The following is a 21,745-nucleotide window of genomic DNA, read 5'->3' as shown; positions in this document are numbered from 1 at the left end:
GATACATCATCAATTCCAATTGGGAGCATCCCAATGCAAGCAAATTTACCAAGTTAGCAGGTAGTCATTGCGAATGGAGCGTAAAGCCTTCGGCATAGCTCCGCGTTAAGCGAAGCTATGCCGAAGGCTTTACGCTTCATTTCATTACGCTCGCAATGACAAAATATGTTTTTACACATTTGGGATGCTCCCATTCCAATTTAGCTGGGGAGACAATTTAAATATAAAATCGTAACTATTTAGGTCTGTATTAGACTCAACACAGAAGCGTTATATTCCCCACTCCCCAGAAAACCCAAATCAAGACCTTAATATAACGAACAACAAACAGACCAATAATAAACCCAAAAGTAACAGCAAAGCCTGATTGCGTTTTACCCAACTTTTTACAGTTATTGCAAAACTGTTAGTGTAACGCTGCTGTTCCAACTCTAACTTTGTCTCTTCAATATTTTGGTAAAGGGTACAGTCTTTGGCGTAGGGACGCTGAGGAAAATTGCAAGTATCATCAGCGTGATAAGTGCAGGTGTCGCACAGATACCCGTCCCCAGTGGCGCGGTGCAATGGAATACCGGGATGACCGTAAGCTTTGAGTGTCGTCCGGCAATAGGGACAACTAATAGCTTGACTATCAACGAGTTGATGGCAGTGGGGACAAGATACAGTAGCCAAAACCTTTAGCGCAAATAGGTAAACACTTTGATTCTATCCATTTACAAAAATAATGGGGAAATACATACGTAGCCTGGTACTTTTGAATATAGCTAGCTCTCAAAAGTGGTTACTTTACCAGCAAAAGTACTAATTTTATGATAATTATTTATATCTTTGTAAGTGATTTATATCACTCAACATAATTAAGGCTATGCCATAATCTAGCAAATATCAGGTTTTATCCCAAGTTCAATAATTATTTAGAGGTAGAAAAATATTGCTTTTTAATCCTGAGCTGTGCCGTAACGAAAGCGAAGTTGAAAGCAAACTCATAGTGCAATATTTGCTACCGCAGCTAGGTTATACTCCTGACACCTGGCATCAAGAGGTTGCCGTTGGTAGCATCCGCTTAGATTTCTTAGCATTTGCCGCACAAGTGATTCCCTTTGTCTTAGATGCCAATTCGCCGTTGAGTGTCGTCATGGAGGCAAAGCATCCCAAACAAAACTTAAATCATCATGTCCTCCGACTCAGGCATTATTTAACCAGCTTAAATGTCAGGTATGGATTGCTAACTAATGGCAAAGAGATTAAAATTTATCAAAAATTGCAGACTGATATTCAATTAGTATTTCAGTGTTCTGGGAAGGACGTTGAGACGAAATTAGAGAATATTAAAGGTTTAATTGGTAGAGAGAGTCTAAAAGAAGGACAGTTGGTAAATAAAACAGAAGTTAAAATAACTGAAAATGTTTTAAATTTGCAAACAAAGAGGCAACATTCAATGAAAACAATCGCAATCTATCATAACAAAGGTGGCGTAGGTAAGACAACTGTTACGGTTAACTTGGCAGCTGCATTAAGAAAGAAAGGAAAGAGGGTATTAATCATTGATATAGATAGCCAAGCTAATACTACGTTGGCAACAGGATTAATTAGATTTGATGATGAAGAACTAGATGATTTAAAAGACTGTAATATTAGTAACGTTTTACTATCAGAAGACTCTTTTCCTATAAAAGAGGTTGCGAGGACATCCCTATTTAGTCAACCGGAGATTGATGTTGTTCCTTCTCACATTAACTTAATGAAATATGAATACGAACTTAGTCAACAGCCTGATAGTAAAATGATGTTGATTCTCAAATTGAATGTGATAGAAAATAATTATGACATTGTTATAATTGATACACCTCCCGCCATTGATCTTTTTTCCGAAATTGCCTTAATAACAGCTGACTATTTACTTATTCCTTCTGATTTAAAACCTTTTGCCAATCAAGGGCTATTGAATGTAAAGGAGTTTATTAAGCGAATTGATAAGGTTAGAAAATATATCAGTAAAGCACCTATTGAAATACTTGGTGTTCTTCCTTGCAAAATTTCAACTAATGCTAAATTTATCCAATCTACTTTACCAAAACGTATAGAACAGATTACAAAACGCTATGGCTTGAATGTGATGGATAGTGTCATATATGAAAGAGAGGATCTAGCAAAATGCGGCGAACAAGTTAAAATTATAGGCAATATGGAAATACCTGATCCCAGGTCTGTGCTTGATTTTAAACCAAATTCTACTTCTGCTCAAGAAATGGAATTATTAGCAATAGAAGTTTTACAAAAAATAGGAATGCCTTAATGAAACTATCTAATTCATTTATAGCTGTAAAAAAAATATCTTCTCCTGTTCTGTGTTCACAATTCTCAGAAGATAAATTGAGGCAAACAGCAGAGTTAATTTTGAAAATTGAAGGAATTATCAACCCATTAATTCTTCGTAGAACTAGTGCACAGTCGTATGAGGTTGTTGATGGACACTTTGAATACTATGCTGCTGCTATAGCAAAAGAGATAGATCCTCAAAAGGGTGAGTATATTGGAGCATTTGTTCTTGATCCAGATAATGAAGAAGTTCTCTATAAACAAATTAAATTAATGAGGAAAAGAGAATTCGGTGACAACGACGTAAAAGAAAAGTTAGAAAGTCTTGCTACTCAAATTACTGAATTAGCTGAATCGGTAAAAAAAATTGAAAATATTTTGAGTACACAAAAGCCGAAACCTGGTAATCAGAAAAAAACTCAGAAAGAAAAATCTGAAAAGTCTGAGTATGACGCTATGACAGTTCCACAGCTTAAAGAGAAGGCCAAGCAACAGAAAATAATGGGTTATTCAAAAATGAATAAGAGTGAACTCATTGCAGCAATAGCTAATAATTTAAAATCTTAAATTATTCTTCAACAGCTTTTGGAAGACTAACTCTTTAGCAGCTAGTAGGTTGGGTTGAACGAAGTGAAACCCAACAATTAACGCTTAATGTTGGGTTTCGTTCCTCAACCCAACCTACGCAGCTTAAAGTTTTTAGGGTTAACTGAACCGTATTAGGATAAGTTCTTCACAGTGTAAAAACCCTGCATAATTTTCTCTGCACTTCTACGTGAAACATTTCAAGAACTATTTTCTAACCCCGCACCTGTCGCAATGCATTAAACGCCTTACCTCGCAAACCAACTGGTAACAGTGATAATCCTAAACCAGTCCAAGCTTTAGGAGTTGAAAAAGACTGTCCTGCTAAAACTAGCTCTCTGCCTTTTTGCGTTTCACCCTTTTCAATTAAACGCAAACCTAATAATAATTGCGTTTCAGTTAGACGATTTTCCCTGATTGTCTCTATTTTTTCCGACTCAAATTTATAACTTTCTAAATACCGGAGTTTATCAAATAAATAAGGAATAGCTCGATTGATACCTTGCTGCTCTGCATGGTAGCGATATTCCATCAATAATTCTGGTAAGTAATATCCCTTTTTTCCAGCCAAAGCTAGACGCACAAATAAATCATTATCTTCACAATTTTGCAGATTTGGCTGCATATATCCTAGTTCTTGCAATGTTTTACGGCGAAATAATGTTGCCCCAACTTGAAAGCTTTGCTGAATAAATACAACTTCTAATAAATTATCTACAACCCCTGCTGGTAAATTATTTCTACCCCAGCGATGAGAATTTTCTTGAGTTTTTGCCTCATCCCGCACATTGTTAATATCAATTATCCAATGGTCTGTACCAACAAAATCAATGCTAGAGTCTTGGGTAAGAATAGCTGCGGTACTTGCCAGAAAATTAGGTGTTAGCCGATCATCATCATCAAATTTAATAAAATATTCACCACTGGCTGCATCAAAGCCAGAGCGCATATTATTACTTTTACCAATATTTTGCAGATGATGGATATATTTAATCCGGTGGTCTGTATACTGTGACATCAACTCAGGTGTGCGATCGCTAGAACCGTCATCACAAACAATTAGCTCAAAGTCTTGCTCAGACTGATTGAGTACACTGTCAATAGCATAAGGAAGGAGATGCACACGATTAAAAGTAGGAATGCAAACAGTAATTTTAGGCATATTATATACTATTATAAAAAATTTATATTAATTGCTAATTTAATCCACCGCCAATAAAGCTATATTTAGCTGATATAGCAATCCTATTTGAGTTGTGAAAAATATAGATTAGGAAACGAACCGCCAAGGACGCCTTCTCTGCGAGAGGCTTCCGCCAACGCGCAGCGTCTCGTAAGAGTTGGACGCCAAGGAAAAAAAGAAGAAAGAGAGATATAATTTTCACGAATGATTTAGGACTGCTATATCTATTTTAATTTTATTGATTGTTTTGTTGAACAATTTATTAGTTTTTGCAATAATTATACTCAATAGAAACTCGTAGGAGTGCTAATAAGTCTAGCTGTTGAACAACTGCCTTCTAGAAAATAATTTCAGCAACCCGGCGGTTCCAACACCCCAAGCACCATTAACTAATAAACCTGTCACTATTCCCACAAGTTTCCATCCTCCAGCGATGGGCTGACCCTTGAGTGGCGCAACCACAAACCAAGCCACTAGGGTCGGGACAATTGCACCAAATATCAATGCTGCTAACCAATAGCTTTTATCATGTCGAAAACGAGGCGCGATTGCTACCCAAATCAGTCCCCAAATCCCTCCCCAGAATGCGCTTGACCAAATTTGCGGAATTCCGAATGGTTGTGTCGGTGCAGTTGCATAGGGGGCGCGAGGCGCGAAATTCACTGCATGTAGCAACGCCAACACACCTTGGTGAAATAGCAAAACAGACACAAAGCCTGCAATAAATGCCAATGCAAATCGAGATAAGGCAGCTTTTTGAGTCATTGCTTATACGAAAACCTCTAGAGCTTGCTTCTTGGAGTTGTCTATGATAGTTTGCTAACTAGCTAAGTACAATAACTCTATCGAGTTACCGTATTTCGTTGAATATTATAGTCGAAGGAGTCTGGAGTTAAGAGTATCTAGGTACTCTACCAAATATATGACAAGTAGAAAAGCCAGTCTTACCGATTGAGAAATCGATGCCTCTGAATTTTTAAATTCATCTAAAACATTTCTGATCAACGAAGCACCTACTGCGATCGCTGTGAACAGGTAGTGAGGATAGCACCTTACAAGGAATATACGTATGCAAACTATTCACAACCGTAAAGTCAAAGTCGCGCTAAACGTAAGCACAACCTCTGGCTTTGTCAGGCTGGCACTGTATAGGGCAGCAGTTGCATCTGTTTTAGGATCAGTAAGAGGTAGGGAGAGGATTAACAATTCAAAATTCACGCATTCAAAATTCAAACATTTTAGACATTTTCAGATGGGGATTTAAACCCCAACTGAAACTGCGCTACGTGTAATGGTTGGGGTCTTAAACCCTTTAATTTCCGATAATTAATGCTCAATACCCAATGCCCCATAGCCAATTATCAATTACTAAGGATTTAGATAAATGACAGCGAAATTAGAGGGAAAAGTAGCAATTATCACTGGTGCTTCAGCGGGAATTGGAGAAGCAACTGCGATCGCCTTGGCTTCAGTTGGAGCAACAGTAGTGCTTGCTGCTAGGCGTGGCGATCGCATTCAGGCATTGACACAACGTATAGAAGCTAGTGGTGGCAAAGCATTGCCCATTGTCACTGATGTGACTGACGAAACCCAGGTAAATAACTTGGTGGCAAAGGCAAATGCAGAATTGGGAAGGGTTGATATTCTTGTAAATAATGCAGGGATTGCCTTACTAGGAACCATTGAAGCAGGGAATAGCTCAGACTGGCGGCGATCGTTTGACCTCAACGTACTAGGAGTGTTATACGCTACTCATGCTGTTTTGCCTGTTTTGAAGGCGCAAAAATCGGGGCATATAGTTAATATCTCCTCAGTGGCTGGCCGGACAGCGCGGGCTGGCGTCGGTGTTTATAATGCTACCAAATGGGGTGTCAATGCCCTCTCAGAAGCATTGCGCCAAGAAGTCCACAAGGACAACATTCGCGTCACCATCATCGAACCAGGTTTGGTGGATACGGAAATTGACAGCCAAATTACTGATCCCGTTGCCAAACAACGGATCGAAGAACGACGCAAGGCAATTACACCTCATTACTTATTAAACCCGAAGAACCCCACCCCTTAATCCCCTCCCCGCTTGCGGGGAGGGGAGACAAAGCGACGATTGTCGGGGTGGCGTGCAATGACTGTGGGAATCATAACTAATTATGCGGACATGATATGAAACCCTTGTAGCAGGGCAATTCCAGTATCTTTCCCCCTGCCCCCAGCAAGAACTGCTCCCCTGCCTCTTCGGTCAAACAGGCTCCATATCTGGTTTTGAGTTTTCGATTCTGTATTTCACCTAGTTGCAAACTGTCGGTAACGGGAGTTATATGTTAATTAATTTTTCTTAAAGATATAGTGAAATTACTGAAGCTTTACATAAAAGAAAATAATCTAAATTATGTCCCTCAGTTGTAGCGACCTCGAAGCCGGAAATGAACAGACGATACTCTTAGAAGCATTACACTTTGGAATAAAGCTAACTACCCTGAGCAAAGATGAGTTACAGCGATCGCTAAAGCTGTTGCCTCATGAGTAGTTTTGGTAGGGAGTCAAAATAATTCGTAATTTATAATTCGTAATACTTCGGCTACGCTCAGTACAAGTTCGTAATTATTACCCCACGACTGAAGTCGCTTGCTCTGAAATAAGGAATAAATTTATTTGTCTCCATAAACTTTAGTTAGTTGCTCTGTACCTTTAATTACGAATTACGTTAGCGTAGCGGTAGCGATAGCGCAGCGTTAGCGAGGAACGAGCGTCGGAACGAGCGTCATTACGAATTAGTAATTATTTGGTCACGCAGAAATAACCTACCTTCAAAAATCATGGCTTACAGCCGTATTGATAACTGAGAGGGGAGTGGCACTGATCCCGCACACAAAAATATCTACACAGGTTTCGATATAATCCTCACAGCTATAGCTGCCTTGATTGTAATTTGTACTACGGCATAGCATTCCAGCTAACAGCATTCCTGTAAACATATCGACTGCTGGAAATGGATCAAGGTCTGCTTTTACCTTACCTCGTCTTTGACTTGATTGCAGGTAAGCTACCAGTTTTTCTCCTAAGGGCTTGGCAGCTTTTTGAATCACTTGTTTGGCTGCCTCTGGATGACGTTTAGCTTCTCCAATAAAGGTACGAATTAAGTCTTCCTGTGCCTCTAGCATAGTATTGTAAAGGTGTGCATACTGTTTTAAATCAGTTTTTAAATCCTGCGTCCAGGCTTCGGGGTGTGCAAGGGCTTCTGTTTGGAGTGCCGAGGCATTTTCGATTACTGCTCCTAGAAGTTGTTCTTTGCTAGCAAAGTGACGAAATAAAGTCACCTCATTCACACCAGCAACACGAGCTATTTCACGGGTAGTAGCTCCTTGAACACCTAAACTAGCAAATACTTGCGAGGCGGCTTCTATCAAACGTGTACGGGTGAGAGTTGATGAACGGATGGTTTTATTCATTTATGCTGGCAAGTACTTAGTTACATGATATGTTATGTGCAAAAAGCTGCCGCAATTTGAAGAAAAATAATCTTGATACCAGGATTTTTAAAGTTATTGAAAATCTTGTTATATTGACTCAAATTTATTTCGGTGCAATAGCTAATATTTTACTCATTTTAGTAACTGGGACAACTACTCCATTTCTTAAATAATGAGGTGCTCTTTGGATGGCAGTAAATCCCAATCGTAAATAAAAGCCTTCGGCATAGAGACTAGCAGTTGTAATTACCTTATTTATACCTTGATTAGTTGCTTCATCACAAAAATGTTGAACTAAAGCACGCCCGATCCCTTTACCTTGATATTTAGGATGGACATATAGCCCGATTAGTTCATCAACCATAAAACTAGCAAAACCTATAACAGCATCTCCCTCGATCGCAACCCAAAAAGTTTCCACTTTCATACTCTTCAAGATATTGGAACCATCAGGTTTATCGCGGTTATTACGCCAAGCTAAAAGTTCTTTTCGGGTGTAGAAAGTTGCAGGCAGAGCTTTGATGGCAGCAATATGAATTGCACTCAGCACCCACGCATCTGTTTGTTGGGCAGGCCGAAGAGATATTTCGTTAGCGCTCATAGGTTCAGGGCTGGTATTCAGATTACATGCCTGTTTGACTTTTTGGTATGTTGTGAGAAATTTTAGTTACGTAGGCGTAGCCCGTCGTAGACATCGCAACACATCAACTAGCCAAATTATTAACTGCTTTACTGATCTTAGCAGTTTGCAATTGAGTCACAACTCGCTAGACAATCTGCTATCTGATTTCTTAAACATTGTGACTCGCAGCAGTAACATGAGCAACTACAGCCGCACGGGAAGTTTGGCTATAGCCACTGATCACACCGCCGCCTGTAATGCGATCAATGACAACTCTAAACTATAAGCTACGGTAATTTTATACACAAAAACTATAATAGTTTTTAATCAACATAAACACTATCGACAAACCGTATATTATGGATAAAGCAATAAAATAACCAGCTTCAAAATCTGTATTTTGAATTAATCAAGCAATATCTTGTGATATTTAGCTAATTTTGCGGTGCTTATTTGAACATCTTCTTAAAGCTTGCCGATTCAACTATTTACAAAGCTGGAAGCCATTAGAAATTGAAAAGGAGTGAATGTGATCAACGCCATACAGATTAACGAAAACTTGACAACAACGGGACAAGTTATACCAAAACAGCTTGAGCAAGCTATTCAAGAAGGTTTTAAGTCCGTTCTAAATCTGCGATCGCCTGATGAGTTAGGATTTTCCCAGGATGAGCAAAAAGTAGCGGAAGCATTGGGGCTGCATTATACGAATGTTCCCCTCAAGGTGGATTTAAAAAATTTGAATGAAGAGGCTATTACCAAAATTCTCAGGACACTCGAACAAATCCCTAAACCAGCAGTTGTGCATTGTGCAGCTGGGATGCGCTCGACTGGAATTGCACTCTTAAGTATCGCTATCCACGAAGGATTAACACCAGAAGAAACCTTAGCAAGAGCTAAGAATCTGGGCTTTGGATTCTTTGAACACGCTGGCGTTAGTCCCCGGCTGAAGCAATTATTTGTGGACTACGTTAACAAACATGCGAAAGTAGTTGTGCCTACTTGCTGAAATAGCGAGTTTGAAAAACCTCTCCCTGCCTTGAACTTTCGTTCAAGTCTGTCCCTCTCCGACTCGGAGAGGGACGGTTTTGCGTAGTAAGACCTTTTTTTTACTCAGGTACAATTCGTGCAACTCAGCAGTGGATGAGCCAAGGTACAAATTCAAGGCGATCGCCCCATAATACCCGGTGGTTAAAAGCTTTTGGTTGAAGGGTGTGAGGGTGCGATCGCCTTTCGCATAGCCATCAACCTATGGAGATAATTAGCACTTCCAAGAAAATCCAAAAATATTATCTAAGACTATTGGATTATTTGAGAATAAGCGTTAAACTATTTCCATGAACCTTAGCCAAGGTTTTTGGTAATTAACTCATGTCAAAAATTATATACGATGTTATCCAGCGTTTTGAAGTAGAAAACGGCGTTCCCCGTTTGGTTTCAACAAATATCCAGGTGATTGAAGGTGGAGAAGATTTAATGTCTTTGGCTACCAATCTGCTGGATAAACTTGGTTTTTATGACAAGTTTGAGGAGAAGCGAACATCTCAATACATAGGATATAAACTGAAAAATCCTGGAAAAGGAGCTAAACGTTATCAGCTTATTTTGGCTCAGAGAAAAGAAGGTTTATCCATTTCTATTCCTCAGGAGATATTAGAGCCATATTTGCTAAAGCTAAACTTTTCAATCAATTTTTTGACAAAAATGCCTGAATTGAAAAATGTAGTAACAATGTTTCAGGAAATATCTAAATTTTATTGGATCATACCTAGTCAAAAAAACGTTTTTTTTGATTTAACTAAAGAATATAGAGAAACTTTTAAAGGCCAAATTGCTGGAGATTTTGAATTAAATTTTGATGGCATAGCTTATAGGGAAGCAGAAAATGCTTATTCTGATTCTAAAATTCAGAATATTAATGATATGCAACTCATTGATATAATACAAAAAAAATATATAAGTAAACATCCACTTTCAAACTATTTGGATAATAGTGACTGTTGCTTAAAAATTGGTAAGGGCGACATAGGTAAAGACAAGCTTTTTAATTATGCATATCAGGTAGCTATAAATTCAAGAGAAGTTTTAGAAGAATTTATTACTTATTTTGCAAAAATACTCATGGAGCAACAATAATGTCTCTCAAAGTCAAAAGGCTAGTTAATGCATACGAAGAAAGGATGCTAGAGTTTTTGCAAACTTGTGTAGATGATAGTTATAAAATTCATACACAGGTTAGCTTATGCCAATTTTGCGAACTGGATAACAGCATTGATTGGGAACTAAAAAAATTTTTCTTTAGCTCTAATGTGGATGCTTTAATAACAAACCATGATTATAAACCTTGTTTGGTTGTAGATTTTCAGTCTTCATATCATGACTCAGATGAAGCAAAGGAGCGCGATCGCAAAAAAGCAACTTTACTCGCTCTTGCAGAGGTTCCCTTACTTTATTCACGGGTGAAAGATTTTGGATTATTATATATTTACTCTGAATATGAAGAAGTAGTATGTAATTTATTTACAGGAAACCGACGCGAAAATGCCCAAGCCCTAATTAGAAAGTATTGCGAACAATCTTTTTCTTCTGATGTTCGAGTTACAGCTTGCTAAACCACAAGATGTTTGCACATCAATAGCTATAAATCTCAGCGATGCCTCCGGCTGTAAACTACGCAAAATTAACAGACTATGGTATAGCTTTAGCTCCATTAAATTACTATAAAATATAAATAAGCTTTTATATCAAAGGAGTGGTTATCCTTCCAACAGCAGCACAAGGGCTAAAATGTATCCATCTGTGTCAATCATTGACTACAGCTTACTTGCCCATCTACATAGTTCGTCTAGATGAGCGGACAGGAAACATATTCATCTTATCTGGCAATGAAATAGAAATTTTAATTAGTCGTGATGGAAATTGGCGATACCTATGACAAAACCAAACTTTGATGCTATGAGTGAAGCAGAATTACGCACCTATGTCTATGAACATCGAGACGATCAAGAGGCTTTTTACGCATTTGTAGATCGTTTGACGGCAAAACCTCCCTCTGCGACTTATCCCGCATCAATGACTCCAGAGGAAATCCACAAGGCAGTATTAGACATTATTCAACAGAAACAGCGTAGGCGCAGCCCGTCGTAGACATCGCCAGACTCCGAAAAAACAGCATAAATTGTTAACACCCTTGCTCCCAGATATAACGAAGGTGGTACACTACATCCATGCTAGGGGTGCCTACATAACCAGGCTGAGATCACACCCTTAACACCTGAGTCTGGGTAATACCAGCGGAGGGAAGCTGTTTATTGAGGAATTACAATATGCGGACAGAATGGGTTGCTAAACGACGTGGGCAGAGTAATGTATCTCAAATGCACTACGCCCGCCAAGGTGTTATCACCGAAGAAATGCACTACGTCGCCCAACGCGAAAATCTCCCTGCTGATCTCATTCGTGAGGAAGTGGCGCGGGGACGAATGATTATCCCTGCTAATATTAATCACACTAACCTAGAGCCGATGGCTATTGGCATCGCCTCTAAATGTAAGGTAAATGCTAATATCGGCGCTTCTCCCAACTCTTCTAATCTTCAGGAAGAAGTTGATAAGCTGAATCTGGCGGTGAAGTACGGTGCTGATACCGTGATGGATTTGTCCACAGGTGGCGGTAATTTGGATGAAATTCGTACCGCCATCATCAAGGCTTCACCTGTTCCCATTGGTACAGTGCCAGTATACCAAGCTTTAGAAAGTGTCCACGGCACAATCGAGAATCTGACTGCTGATGATTTTCTCCATATCATCGAAAAGCACGCCCAGCAAGGAGTAGACTATCAAACTATCCACGCTGGGATTTTAATTGAGCATTTGCCTTTGGTGAGAAGCCGCATCACTGGTATTGTCTCTCGCGGCGGCGGTATTTTGGCGCGGTGGATGCTACATCACCACAAACAAAACCCGCTTTATACCCACTTCCAAGATATTATTGAGATTTTCAAGAAGTATGATGTCTCCTTCAGTTTAGGAGATTCCCTGCGTCCTGGCTGCACCCATGATGCCTCAGATGAAGCACAATTAGCTGAATTGAAAACCCTTGGACAGCTAACTCGCAAAGCCTGGGAAGATGATGTACAGGTGATGGTGGAAGGGCCTGGACACGTCCCAATGGATCAAATTGAGTTCAACGTCCGTAAGCAGATGGAAGAGTGTTCTGAAGCACCTTTCTATGTTTTGGGGCCATTGGTGACAGACATTGCTCCCGGTTATGACCATATCACTTCAGCTATTGGAGCAGCAATGGCTGGATGGTACGGTACTGCAATGCTGTGCTATGTAACACCTAAAGAACATTTGGGTCTACCAAATGCCGAAGATGTGCGGAATGGGTTGATTGCCTATAAAATAGCAGCTCATGCGGCTGATATTGCTAGACATCGCCCTGGTGCAAGAGATAGAGATGATGAACTTTCTAAGGCGCGTTACAACTTTGATTGGAATCGTCAGTTTGAATTATCACTCGATCCAGAAAGAGCTAAGGAATATCACGATGAAACTCTGCCAGCAGATATCTATAAAACTGCTGAGTTTTGTTCGATGTGTGGGCCTAAGTTCTGCCCAATGCAAACTAAGGTTGATGCTGATGCGCTGACAGAATTAGAGAAGTTCTTGGCAAAAGAGGCTGTGACTCAAAGCTAATACCATTTTGGATTTTAGATTTTGGATTGAGAATCGCTTTTTATTTGCGTGTTTAATTAATCCATCTGTCTTAATCATTTTTCAAATTGGTATAACAGATTGTCATATCGACTTTAGTTTTGTAGGGTGCGTTACGGACATTCGTCCTAACGCACTTAAAATTTGAGGTGATGCCGTACTTTCGACGATCACACACCTTATAAGCCAATACGCTTGGGTTAAGGCTTTACTCTTTGTCAAAGTGAATTTTTTTAACGAACCGCAAAGAACGCAAAGGACACGAAGGAAGAAAAGGAAGAGAAGAAAGAGAAGAAAAAATGCTTAACTAAACTGTATTGCTCTACAAGCTTTAAAATCCAATTTCAATGGTTAAGCTGCGAATTTTTCCTGTATCTGCGTCAGCTTGATCTGCAACTTCAATAGTCCAGGTTCCTTCGGGACTTTTACCTTTAAAGGTAGCAAGTTTAAGGGTATTTACCTCGTCATAGGTTGTTTTAATATTATCTGTAGCTCCGCCCTGGCGATCGTGCAGAATTACAGGAAGTACACCTGTTTGCACTGGGGGAAGGAGAGTAACTACAAGGTCACCAATAAAAGTATGCTCGATGTCTACATTAACTTTGATGGATTTTATCAGGCTAGTACTACCGATCGCCAACGACAATGTTGATATCTGCAAATCGTTAATTGGGATATCTTGAACTGCCTTGAATATGCTGATAGGCGATGTTTGAGCGGGCTTGGCCAATTCTACAGCTTTGAGAGCATTCATTCGACCGTAACCGTAGAAAGGGCTGCGACCATTGGCATCATATTTACCTCCAGCTTGATCAATGCGATCGCAGGAGCGTTTAATAATATCTCGCACTTCGTCCCAACGCAGATTTGGGTTTCTGGCAATAATTAGGGCTGCTATACCAGCTGCACCTGGACAAGCACTGGAAGTTCCGCCGAATTGGTTCGTGTAGTTGCCTGGGACGTCACCTAGATTCCGATTACCCGAATTATAGCCAAGTACACCAGAGCAATCGGTTGTCCAAATTCCAGTGGTTTGAGAACTCTCACCATTGTTGCTGGGGAAGGCACACCAGACCGCCTGACCAAAGTCACTGTAAGCGCTTCTCGTGCCGTAGTCGTTACAAGCTGCCACAGCAATCACCTTTTGGTAGCTGGCGTAGCCATCATTATCGACGCTTTCGTTACCATTGCCAGCCGCAAATAAAATTACACAGCCCTTGCCGTTGCGTCCCTTATTAATTGCAAAATCTATAGCAAGGCGTGTGGAGTCAGGCAGAGGTACTTTCTGGTTGTGTACAGGATCGTTTGGCTCAAACCAAGTACCGTCTGCTGGCCCCCAGCTACAAGAAATTACATCAGCACCATTTTGAGCCGCCCAAACAAAAGCATCTGCTTCATCCTGCGACCCCAGCGCCGAAGCTAAACGAATCGGCATCAGCTTTGCACCTGGTGCCACACCAGATGCACCAAACTTGCCGTTTGCACAAGCTACTCCTGCACAGCCTGTCCCGTGGTTATTGTCGTTTCCCGGTCTGGGATTGTCAGTTTTACGTGTGACATCACGCGGGGCAACAATTTTTCCAGAGGAACGGAACTCTTCATGCTCAAGATCCACACCGTCGTCAATAATTGCAATAATCGTCCCAGTGCCATCGCTCAACTTCCAAGCTGCCTCAACGTTGGCATGGGCATTAATTACCTTACCATTAATTGTTGTTTGCTTTAAGTGCCACTGCTGCGGGAAAACCTGACGTTGGCGTAACTCACGCACTAGTTCAGGATGGCACAGATCAACTGATTCTTCATTCAAAAGTCTCTCGGCGATTTCAAAGATGGCTATACCAGTATTTGCAGATGCACTGACAAAGTAAGCATTTGGTGCATATTCCAGTTGACGTTTAATTGTTAAGTCGTAACGTCTTAAGACCTCTTGGCAAACCGTTAACTCTTCTTCGCTATGGAATTTAAGGAAGAGGTTTTCGGTGTAAATTATAGGTTGTTGGGATACTGGATCGACAAGAACACGTCCGGCAAATTGAACTTCAGGCTCTCTATTGAGAATTTCACGGGCGCGATCGCGCAAAGCCACACCTTCAGTCGGAATTTTCGCTCGCAAAATTTCTACACCCGCTTGCCGAAACCGCGTTGCTAACTCGAATTCATTAAGGATGTTGCGAGCTGTGGGTGATACTGGTGCGACTTCAAAGGGTCTTGCACCAATAAGAGCGCTGCGGCTTTCGGTACGCACTACAACGTGTTCGTCACTGATAGCAAGTTCATATTGTTGGCCGTTCTGCCCACCATAACGAACTTGAACCATAATTTTATCTCCTGGGATATTTGGAATATTACTATCTTAAAAATTGGGCATTGAGATGGGAAAAACCGCATCATGCGTTGTGTTCTTGCAGCGTGCGCTTGGCATTTACTTTTAGTTTATGGATGCTTCTAATTTCATGTGCTATATGTGTATTACGGTATTAAAAAGATACAGCTTAAACAGAATTTAATCTATCTAAGTTCATATAACGCTTCGATTCGTCTTTCCAGAAAAGAGGCATTCAAGGTCAGGCTGTTTTACTAATCTTCAATATCAATAAAGGCGTATAGCTTGCATTGGAATGAAAGATTTGTATTCCATACCACTGAAAAACGCTATAACATCATTAGAACTTGAGAAAAATGTTTTATTTAGCGGCAGAGTATTTTCTACAGGCGTACTCTTTACCCCTGATTGCTGAAGTGAAATTTCAAAAAGACTACTTTTCTGAATATCCTGAACAAATTCGCGTTGGCAGCGATGCCTACGACGGGCTACGCCTACGCACTGCTGTATTCTACACTCGTAAGTCTGGGTACTATGCAATACATTACAATCAACCCAGGACTCTGGCAACAGGAGCAATTTTACAACTTAACGATGGTAAAATAGCAATTTTTCCAGGCGAACCCAATGAATCAGAACAGGGAACACTAACTCCAATTTACACACTACAACCAAATGGTTCCCTAGCAGTACCAACTGGGCTTGTTTTCATCCGCTTTGCTAAAGGCGTTGATGTGAAGTCGCAGCGTGAGGTAATTAATCGAGCGGGTTACGAAATAGTAGAAAGCCTTGACTATGCACCTCACACCGCTTGGTTGCGTGCCCAATCAGGTAATATTGCAGATGCGATCGCCAGGATTCCTCAGTTAGAAGTGATACCTAAAGTTGAGAATATCGAACTTCAGATGCTTATGGAAAGAGGTTTTAGGCTAGGGCGTTGATCGTAAATTCAAGGGTTTAAGACCTCAACTATTACATATAGCATCAGTTACCCTGCCGATTCTTGCTACAGTCGGGGTTTAATATCATGTCCGCTTGATTGCTTATTAAACCCGAATCACCCCACCCCGCCAAAGCGTAGCTTTGTCTCCCCTCCCCGCTTGCGGGGAGGGGCTGGGGGTGGGGTGTAATGGCTGTGGTTAGCATAACTATTTATGCGGACATGATATAAATCCCCGTCTGAAATATCTTTAATTTTGAATTGTTAACCTTTTGCACTTCCCAGTACTGAAAGGCGATCGCACTAGTCACAATTGCGAGAAACTGAAAGCAGATTAATTAGGAAAGGAGAACCTAATGAGTTGGACTAAAGTTCTTGCAGTCGAAGCACTTTCCCCAGGTACGCGACAAGTGGTGAAAGTTGGCAACCGAAAAATTCTGGTTTTGAATCACGAAAATCAGCTTTATGCTGTAGATAACAACTGTCCCCACTTAAAATTACCGTTGAAAAGTGGGAAAATCACTGAAGATGGAGCAATAGTTTGTACGTTCCATCGCAGCGCTTTTGATCTGCGGACTGGTGAGGTACAAGGCTGGTGTTCTTGGCCACCTGGTGTAGGTAAAGTACTCTCGATGGTTTCGCCACAAAAAGCATTGCCAGTATTTCCTATTCGTGTGGAAGAAGGCAGTATTTGGGTTGATGTTCAAGAGGAATAGCGGCCTCTCCCTGAATTTCTTGCAATATATTAGCCGATCTATTTTTTAGGAGTTAAGCGACAAAAACCCCAGCCGATAAGTTTAGCTGGGGTTTTTCTCAAAATGCAACTATTTCAGAGATATATAGCGATGCCTACAGCAACCCTTGATCGGGAACGCTTAATCATTCAACGCTTTGATTCGGGCGATCGCTCCTGAATTGTTCGCAATGACAAATAATATAATCTGTAAGGATTCCTCTGTCTAAGGCTAGCGATCGCTCTGGATTGGTATTGATAATACTAAGCGGTTTGAGCGCTCTGAGGTGATGTTTCTTGTATACTACTTTTCAAACGAGTCAACCTGCTTTTACGGACGCGATCGCTCTCACGAACGCCACCCGCTATCTCATATTCGCTGCTGTTTCTGCCATACTTGAAAGCAACTCCCCTCACCAACTTGTCTGAAAGATTACTCAAGCTTTTTTCCATCTCATCAATCTTAGTTTTAGAAGAGTCAATCACAGCTAGAGCGGCATTATAAGAATCAATCATAGTGCGTAACTGCTCAATTGATTGAGTCAGGTTTTGCAAATCGCAATTATCACCAAAATCCATACTTGAATCAATCGCTTTCAGTCCAGCGGCTCTGAATTCAGCTTTTTCGATAATACGGGATGTGCGTTTTTGACGGGGCATAAATATATTCCTTAGAGGGGGATTAAACCAATTCGCAATTCGCAATTCGCAATTCGCAATTACGTTTTGTGACGGGGATTTAGACCCCGACACAAAACGTTCTGCCTGTCTTGCTGGGGACTTAAACCCCCAAACTTTGTTAAGAGCTATTTTGACCTAATAAAGCTGTTTTTTGGTACAGTAAAATTAGTGAATAACTGTACTATATTAAACACTATCCCTAAACAAATTTGAGTAATTTCTCTTAATTAGCCTTTTGCACTTGGTTTTATTGGCGATCAATCGCTTTAACGCAATACGCTTGGGTTAGCGCCAAAACCCTTAAACTGCGTAGGTTGGGGAGCCACTGCGCCCTTGCGGTTTCCCGACTTGTTCGCGCAGCGTCTCCCCTTCTCCCAAAGGGAGAGGCTAGCGCCAAGGGAGAAGCAAGTGGCGTTTGAGGAACGTAGACCCAAAGGGGCTTAGGGACTTTTAAGAAATAAATTATCCAAATAAACGTAGACGCTGCATCGGCTTGCCGCAGGCTACCACTCCAGACACAGAGAAGCCAGTGCGCCCTTGCGGGTTCCCCGACTTGAAGCAACTGGCGCGACACAGAGGAATAAGGAGGAGAGAGTTTTTTCGCCAGTTTTTTGAGTATTTTTTTATTTGGAAGTCCCTTAAGGCACAATACGGTTCACTTAAGGCTAAAACTCTTTGTCAAAGTCAATTTTTTTAACGAACCGCAAAGGACGCAAAGGACGCAAAGAGAAGGAAGAAATGCTTAACTGAACTGTATTGCCTTAAGGCAGGGTAACCCAACAAAGCAATTTTTCACAAAGCCAAGCGTATTGCGCTTTAACGTTAGTGACAAAAATCGTGATGTTGATGATGAATATCGCCATATTGATAATGAAAGTCGCAATATTGATGATGAATATTGCGATATTGCTTATCAATGTCCCGATGTTGATGATGAATATCGCTATATTGATAAGCCATATTGCGATATTGATGATGAATATCGCAATATTGCTTATCAATGTCTTGATGTTGATAAGTATGTTGTTTTAGCGATACCTGCGGCACACTGCGTGAGAGCTCGTTTTTTGTCTGACTTCAGAAAATCGCGTTGCTCCCGTTCTGAGATGTACCTCAATAAACTGGGAAACGCTATATACCCTGTGAAGTTAGAATCCCCTCTCTAGCGATACGCTTGCGCGAACGACATAGCTGCGGGGAGTGTCAAAGTGGAGGAGGTAGGAGGCATTGGTGTCAATGAATTTTACGTATTTTCACTGAATCATATCACGTTATAAACTTGTGCAAATGGGGAACTCTATGATTAGAGATCAATCGTTTAAATTATTCTTTTGGCATACCCACAAGAGGCGCTTGTTAATGATTAGTATAATTACACCAGTTTATAACGGTGAGAAATTCATAGAATCTTGCATTCAAGTTGTCATTGACCAAAACTGTTTAGAAGTGGAGCATATCATTGTCGATGGAGGTTCAAGCGACAAGACAGTAGACATTATTAAGGATAAAGCCAATCAATATCCCCATATTCGCTGGATTAGTGAAAAGGATCGAGGACAATCTGATGCTCTCAATAAAGGAATTGCTATGGCACAAGGAGAAATTATTGGTGTTTTAAATGTTGATGATTTTTATGAAATAAACGTTCTTAACCGCATCTGTGAAATTTTCCAAATTTTACCAGAGCCTAGCTTGATTGTTGGCAACTGTAATATCTGTAATCTGGAAGGGAAACTAATTTTTATTAATAAAGCTAAACAATTAAAGACGATTGATTTATTGTTAGAAAGACGAATTAATGACGATGGAATTATCGATGCTTCTTTTCCGTTAAATCCTGCTGCTTACTTTTACCACAAATCATTGCATCAGCAAATCGGACTATACAAAGTAGAAGAACATTATGCAATGGATGTAGATTTCCTTTTGAAAGCGGTTAGGTCATCTCATGTTAAGTATTTCAATGAGACTTGGGGTAACTATAGATATTATCCAGGAACAAAAACATTTGATGATTCTGCAAGAGGAATGAGCCTGGTGCGAATGAGAAACTTATTTAATGATTATATTAAAACACTACCACTGATGGAGCAATGGCAGATTTGGTTAGCTCGGAACATAAATTTTAGTTTATTAAAAATCTTTTATTTTTCTAAGCATCCAGAACGATTACCTGAATCGATTAAGCAACGATTAACTAAATGTAGTCGAACCTGATAAAATTACTTTTTACTACATCCGCAACCTGCGAGAGTGCGCGGGTGGGGTATTTTTGTACCTCATAAACTTGAAATATGCTGTAACTATAGGACTCATATTTGAATACGCTTGGGTTAAGGCTAAAACTCTTTATCAAGGTCAAATTTTTCAACGAACCGCAGAGGCGCAGAGAAGCCAGTGCGCCCTTGCGGTTAAGAGACTTGAAGCAACTGGCGCAAAACAGAGAGAAGAAAGAAATGCTTAACCCAAGCGTATTGACTCATATTTGATTTTTTAAAATATACGTAGGGTGTGTTAGCGACAGCGTAACGCACCATTTTTAAGGGTTTGGTGCGTTACGCGAAAGGCTATTGTCTTATTAATAAATACTTTTAATTTAGCCCACGGATATTATAAAATAATACAGTTCAGTTAAGCCCCAAATCCAATGCAAGAGGCGTTGCAATTGCTAGTCTCTACATACCTAAATTCAACACCAAAAATCCTTAACCCAAGCGTATTGTATTATAAAGAGAAATCGTCAATCCACTATTAGTAAAAAAAGCCCCCCAATTTATCGGGGGGTTGGGGGGATCTCTTATCTATAATCTTGCGTTTGAATACTCCCCAAACGAGCAGCATCACGAATATTGTAGTCGGGTCGAGTAAAGCGATTTATCTGCATCTCAAAAAAATCTCGATTGGCTTGTAAATGCTTGGGATTTTGGTCATCTAAAGGATATAAAAGTGCAGTTCGCAAGGCTTGAATTACCGCAGAAGTGACACAGTACATCGACCGTTGAAAACTAACTCCCAACTGAATCAACATATCTTCTTCACCCCGGCAATGTTGGCTGTAGTAATCAACAAGATATGGGGGCAAAAAATGCAACATATCTTGCATTAATAATGTGGGCGGAATGCCAGCAGTACCGACTGGGAATACATCAGCGTAAAGAATACCATAGTGAAAGTCTTTCTGGTCTGCCGGTACTTGACGCGCTTGAGCATTATAAGATTTTGTCCCTCGGAAGGGTGCGGTGCGGTAGAAAACAGCTTCTACATAAGGTAATGCTGCTTCATATAGCCACATGAAACCCTTGGATTTGGGGATAATTTCGTAGCATTCGCCACGAATATAAACGTGATGGTAAATGGGACGACCTGCGATCGCAAATATACCATTAACTAAGAAACTCATTGCCTCTGGGACGCTGCTAATGGTACCTTCGTCATAGCGATCGGACATTTCAAAGAACACCGGGGCCATGATTTCCCAGAATAAGCCCAGATTAGCGTAGTATGACATCTGGCGGCACTGTTCTAAAAACATATCTGGGAACAGCTTGTAAAGTCCCAGCATTACGGGGTTCCCTTGGAAGTAAGCTTTAATTGCTCGGTCAGCGTTGGCTTTGTATTCTTCTGAATCTAGGTAAGGGTCAAATTGTCCACCCATCCCTCTGTGCCACAACATCGCCCGCATACAAGCTTCAGCAAATTCCATGTTAATGCGATCGTGGAATAAGTGATGCAACAACTTGGGCATTTTGAAAGTTTCACCTTTCTCAATAAATGCCAAAAGTTCTGGATGTGCAGTAGCTTCGCCGCGCCAAATTCGTAAATCGGCATCATCGCCAGCGTAATGATTATGCCGTTCTAAATACTCTTTGGGTAAGAAGTATTTAAAGAAGGGAAGCGGGTTTAAAAATTCGCGTTCGGCAATATAAAGTAGGTCACGCCAGTAAAAATCCATCGGCACAGCATAAGCTTTGTATAAACCGATGATTTGCATTAAATTTTCTGGAGTATCAGGTAACATTGCACCGCCTGCTTCTAAGCGGTGAATTACTTCAGCAAATTCGTGATTAGAAGGAGGTAATTTAATTGCTGTTTTAATTGCTGTCATGGTAATCGGAAATTGGTAGAAACGCGATTTATCGTGTCTGGGGGATAGGTTTTGAGAGGTGATTTA

General features: G+C 40.5%; 23 protein-coding genes and 1 riboswitch. Of the genes, 15 read left to right on the top strand and 8 right to left on the bottom strand.

The features are described 5' to 3' along the window. Positions 1–300 precede the first annotated feature (300 nt). Positions 301–672, bottom strand: a complete 372-nt coding sequence (locus LC586_RS17590; protein WP_229469712.1) for a zinc ribbon domain-containing protein — start codon at positions 670–672, stop codon at positions 301–303. 259 nt (positions 673–931) lie between these two features. Between LC586_RS17590 and LC586_RS17585 the strand changes: the two genes are divergently transcribed. Together LC586_RS17585 and LC586_RS17580 are read left to right on the top strand one after the other, a co-directional pair. Then, on the top strand, positions 932–2,296 hold the full coding sequence (locus LC586_RS17585; RefSeq protein ID WP_229486039.1) for a ParA family protein: 1,365 nt from the start codon (positions 932–934) through the stop codon (positions 2,294–2,296). Continuing rightward, positions 2,296–2,886: a Rho termination factor N-terminal domain-containing protein gene (locus LC586_RS17580; protein WP_229486038.1), complete on the top strand. Its 591-nt coding sequence runs from the start codon at positions 2,296–2,298 to the stop codon at positions 2,884–2,886. The genes LC586_RS17585 and LC586_RS17580 overlap by 1 nt, the downstream gene beginning before the upstream one ends. Positions 2,887–3,118: 232 nt before the next feature. Here LC586_RS17580 and LC586_RS17575 read toward each other — a convergent pair whose 3' ends face one another. Together LC586_RS17575 and LC586_RS17570 are read right to left on the bottom strand one after the other, a co-directional pair. Then, positions 3,119–4,066, bottom strand: coding sequence for a glycosyltransferase family 2 protein (locus LC586_RS17575; RefSeq protein ID WP_229486037.1), 948 nt, complete (start codon positions 4,064–4,066; stop codon positions 3,119–3,121). Positions 4,067–4,402: 336 nt separating this feature from the next. Then, positions 4,403–4,852 carry a hypothetical protein gene (locus tag LC586_RS17570; protein ID WP_229486036.1) on the bottom strand — a complete coding sequence of 150 codons (450 nt, stop codon included), beginning with the start codon at positions 4,850–4,852 and terminating at the stop codon, positions 4,403–4,405. 619 nt (positions 4,853–5,471) lie between these two features. Here LC586_RS17570 and LC586_RS17565 point away from each other — a divergent pair. Next, positions 5,472–6,152 carry an SDR family NAD(P)-dependent oxidoreductase gene (locus LC586_RS17565; RefSeq protein ID WP_229486035.1) on the top strand — a complete coding sequence of 227 codons (681 nt, stop codon included), beginning with the start codon at positions 5,472–5,474 and terminating at the stop codon, positions 6,150–6,152. A 321-nt stretch (positions 6,153–6,473) separates the two neighbouring features. Further along, entirely contained in the window at positions 6,474–6,611 is a 138-nt protein-coding gene (locus LC586_RS17560) for a hypothetical protein (protein WP_229486034.1), read from the top strand. A 280-nt stretch (positions 6,612–6,891) separates the two neighbouring features. Here the strand turns inward: LC586_RS17560 and LC586_RS17555 are convergent, their stop codons facing one another. Both LC586_RS17555 and LC586_RS17550 read right to left on the bottom strand, forming a co-directional pair. Then, entirely contained in the window at positions 6,892–7,533 is a 642-nt protein-coding gene (locus LC586_RS17555; RefSeq protein WP_229486033.1) for a TetR/AcrR family transcriptional regulator, read from the bottom strand. 124 nt (positions 7,534–7,657) lie between these two features. Further along, a complete protein-coding gene (locus LC586_RS17550; RefSeq protein ID WP_229486032.1) occupies positions 7,658–8,155 on the bottom strand; it encodes a GNAT family N-acetyltransferase in 498 nt (165 codons plus the stop codon). A 52-nt stretch (positions 8,156–8,207) separates the two neighbouring features. On the opposite strand from LC586_RS17550, the gene LC586_RS17545 reads away from it, so the two are divergent. The 7 genes from LC586_RS17545 (at position 8,208) to thiC (ending at position 12,876) form a co-directional block, all read left to right on the top strand. After that, complete coding sequence (locus LC586_RS17545) at positions 8,208–8,462, top strand: hypothetical protein (RefSeq protein ID WP_229486031.1); 255 nt, start codon at positions 8,208–8,210, stop codon at positions 8,460–8,462. A gap of 243 nt (positions 8,463–8,705) precedes the next feature. Then, positions 8,706–9,185, top strand: coding sequence for a protein tyrosine phosphatase family protein (locus LC586_RS17540; protein WP_229486030.1), 480 nt, complete (start codon positions 8,706–8,708; stop codon positions 9,183–9,185). A 362-nt stretch (positions 9,186–9,547) separates the two neighbouring features. Continuing rightward, positions 9,548–10,312, top strand: coding sequence for a hypothetical protein (locus LC586_RS17535; protein ID WP_229486029.1), 765 nt, complete (start codon positions 9,548–9,550; stop codon positions 10,310–10,312). Then, positions 10,312–10,788 carry a DUF2726 domain-containing protein gene (locus LC586_RS17530; protein WP_229486028.1) on the top strand — a complete coding sequence of 159 codons (477 nt, stop codon included), beginning with the start codon at positions 10,312–10,314 and terminating at the stop codon, positions 10,786–10,788. The genes LC586_RS17535 and LC586_RS17530 overlap by 1 nt, the downstream gene beginning before the upstream one ends. A gap of 140 nt (positions 10,789–10,928) precedes the next feature. Continuing rightward, positions 10,929–11,111 carry a DUF6888 family protein gene (locus LC586_RS17525; RefSeq protein ID WP_229486027.1) on the top strand — a complete coding sequence of 61 codons (183 nt, stop codon included), beginning with the start codon at positions 10,929–10,931 and terminating at the stop codon, positions 11,109–11,111. Beyond that, a complete protein-coding gene (locus LC586_RS17520; RefSeq protein ID WP_229486026.1) occupies positions 11,108–11,323 on the top strand; it encodes a DUF6887 family protein in 216 nt (71 codons plus the stop codon). Before LC586_RS17525 ends, LC586_RS17520 begins: the two co-directional genes overlap by 4 nt. 75 nt (positions 11,324–11,398) lie before the next feature. Continuing rightward, positions 11,399–11,495, top strand: a riboswitch (TPP riboswitch). Positions 11,496–11,502: 7 nt separating this feature from the next. Continuing rightward, a complete protein-coding gene (gene thiC, locus LC586_RS17515; RefSeq protein ID WP_229486025.1) occupies positions 11,503–12,876 on the top strand; it encodes a phosphomethylpyrimidine synthase in 1,374 nt (457 codons plus the stop codon). Positions 12,877–13,225: 349 nt separating this feature from the next. Here thiC and LC586_RS17510 read toward each other — a convergent pair whose 3' ends face one another. Next, on the bottom strand, positions 13,226–15,214 hold the full coding sequence (locus LC586_RS17510) for a S8 family serine peptidase (protein WP_229486024.1): 1,989 nt from the start codon (positions 15,212–15,214) through the stop codon (positions 13,226–13,228). 362 nt (positions 15,215–15,576) lie between these two features. Here LC586_RS17510 and LC586_RS17505 point away from each other — a divergent pair, with 362 nt between their 5' ends. Together LC586_RS17505 and LC586_RS17500 are read left to right on the top strand one after the other, a co-directional pair. Beyond that, positions 15,577–16,161: a hypothetical protein gene (locus tag LC586_RS17505; RefSeq protein ID WP_229486023.1), complete on the top strand. Its 585-nt coding sequence runs from the start codon at positions 15,577–15,579 to the stop codon at positions 16,159–16,161. A gap of 355 nt (positions 16,162–16,516) precedes the next feature. After that, on the top strand, positions 16,517–16,876 hold the full coding sequence (locus LC586_RS17500) for a Rieske (2Fe-2S) protein (protein ID WP_229452053.1): 360 nt from the start codon (positions 16,517–16,519) through the stop codon (positions 16,874–16,876). 281 nt (positions 16,877–17,157) lie between these two features. Here LC586_RS17500 and LC586_RS17495 read toward each other — a convergent pair whose 3' ends face one another. Continuing rightward, positions 17,158–17,553 carry a hypothetical protein gene (locus LC586_RS17495; protein ID WP_229486022.1) on the bottom strand — a complete coding sequence of 132 codons (396 nt, stop codon included), beginning with the start codon at positions 17,551–17,553 and terminating at the stop codon, positions 17,158–17,160. A gap of 830 nt (positions 17,554–18,383) precedes the next feature. Between LC586_RS17495 and LC586_RS17490 the strand changes: the two genes are divergently transcribed. Continuing rightward, positions 18,384–18,740: a hypothetical protein gene (locus tag LC586_RS17490; RefSeq protein WP_229486021.1), complete on the top strand. Its 357-nt coding sequence runs from the start codon at positions 18,384–18,386 to the stop codon at positions 18,738–18,740. A gap of 133 nt (positions 18,741–18,873) precedes the next feature. After that, positions 18,874–19,791: a glycosyltransferase family 2 protein gene (locus tag LC586_RS17485; protein WP_229486020.1), complete on the top strand. Its 918-nt coding sequence runs from the start codon at positions 18,874–18,876 to the stop codon at positions 19,789–19,791. Between the two features lie 580 nt (positions 19,792–20,371). On the opposite strand, the gene LC586_RS17480 is transcribed toward LC586_RS17485, so the two are convergent. Beyond that, complete coding sequence (locus tag LC586_RS17480; protein ID WP_229486019.1) at positions 20,372–21,679, bottom strand: CO2 hydration protein; 1,308 nt, start codon at positions 21,677–21,679, stop codon at positions 20,372–20,374. Between the last annotated feature and the right edge of the window lie 66 nt (positions 21,680–21,745).

Origin of the sequence: Nostoc favosum CHAB5714 (genome assembly GCF_020829495.1) — a bacterium.
GTDB lineage: Bacteria > Cyanobacteriota > Cyanobacteriia > Cyanobacteriales > Nostocaceae > Nostoc > Nostoc favosum.
Note: the sequence above shows the minus strand (reverse complement) of the source record. Positions and strands in the feature narration are given on the sequence as shown.

What these genes read in the sequence shown, in the direction of transcription:
- LC586_RS17560 (WP_229486034.1), top strand. Translation starts at nt 6,474, where the DNA reads ATGTCCCTCAGTTGTAGCGACCTCGAAGCCGGAAATGAACAGACGATA.
- thiC (WP_229486025.1), top strand. Translation starts at nt 11,503, where the DNA reads ATGCGGACAGAATGGGTTGCTAAACGACGTGGGCAGAGTAATGTATCT.
- LC586_RS17500 (WP_229452053.1), top strand. Translation starts at nt 16,517, where the DNA reads ATGAGTTGGACTAAAGTTCTTGCAGTCGAAGCACTTTCCCCAGGTACG.
- LC586_RS17485 (WP_229486020.1), top strand. Translation starts at nt 18,874, where the DNA reads ATGATTAGAGATCAATCGTTTAAATTATTCTTTTGGCATACCCACAAG.
- LC586_RS17535 (WP_229486029.1), top strand. Translation starts at nt 9,548, where the DNA reads ATGTCAAAAATTATATACGATGTTATCCAGCGTTTTGAAGTAGAAAAC.
- LC586_RS17550 (WP_229486032.1), bottom strand. Translation starts at nt 8,155, where the DNA reads ATGAGCGCTAACGAAATATCTCTTCGGCCTGCCCAACAAACAGATGCG.
- LC586_RS17510 (WP_229486024.1), bottom strand. Translation starts at nt 15,214, where the DNA reads ATGGTTCAAGTTCGTTATGGTGGGCAGAACGGCCAACAATATGAACTT.
- LC586_RS17505 (WP_229486023.1), top strand. Translation starts at nt 15,577, where the DNA reads ATGTTTTATTTAGCGGCAGAGTATTTTCTACAGGCGTACTCTTTACCC.
- LC586_RS17495 (WP_229486022.1), bottom strand. Translation starts at nt 17,553, where the DNA reads ATGCCCCGTCAAAAACGCACATCCCGTATTATCGAAAAAGCTGAATTC.
- LC586_RS17555 (WP_229486033.1), bottom strand. Translation starts at nt 7,533, where the DNA reads ATGAATAAAACCATCCGTTCATCAACTCTCACCCGTACACGTTTGATA.
- LC586_RS17570 (WP_229486036.1), bottom strand. Translation starts at nt 4,852, where the DNA reads ATGACTCAAAAAGCTGCCTTATCTCGATTTGCATTGGCATTTATTGCA.
- LC586_RS17565 (WP_229486035.1), top strand. Translation starts at nt 5,472, where the DNA reads ATGACAGCGAAATTAGAGGGAAAAGTAGCAATTATCACTGGTGCTTCA.
- LC586_RS17480 (WP_229486019.1), bottom strand. Translation starts at nt 21,679, where the DNA reads ATGACAGCAATTAAAACAGCAATTAAATTACCTCCTTCTAATCACGAA.
- LC586_RS17520 (WP_229486026.1), top strand. Translation starts at nt 11,108, where the DNA reads ATGACAAAACCAAACTTTGATGCTATGAGTGAAGCAGAATTACGCACC.
- LC586_RS17580 (WP_229486038.1), top strand. Translation starts at nt 2,296, where the DNA reads ATGAAACTATCTAATTCATTTATAGCTGTAAAAAAAATATCTTCTCCT.
- LC586_RS17575 (WP_229486037.1), bottom strand. Translation starts at nt 4,066, where the DNA reads ATGCCTAAAATTACTGTTTGCATTCCTACTTTTAATCGTGTGCATCTC.
- LC586_RS17530 (WP_229486028.1), top strand. Translation starts at nt 10,312, where the DNA reads ATGTCTCTCAAAGTCAAAAGGCTAGTTAATGCATACGAAGAAAGGATG.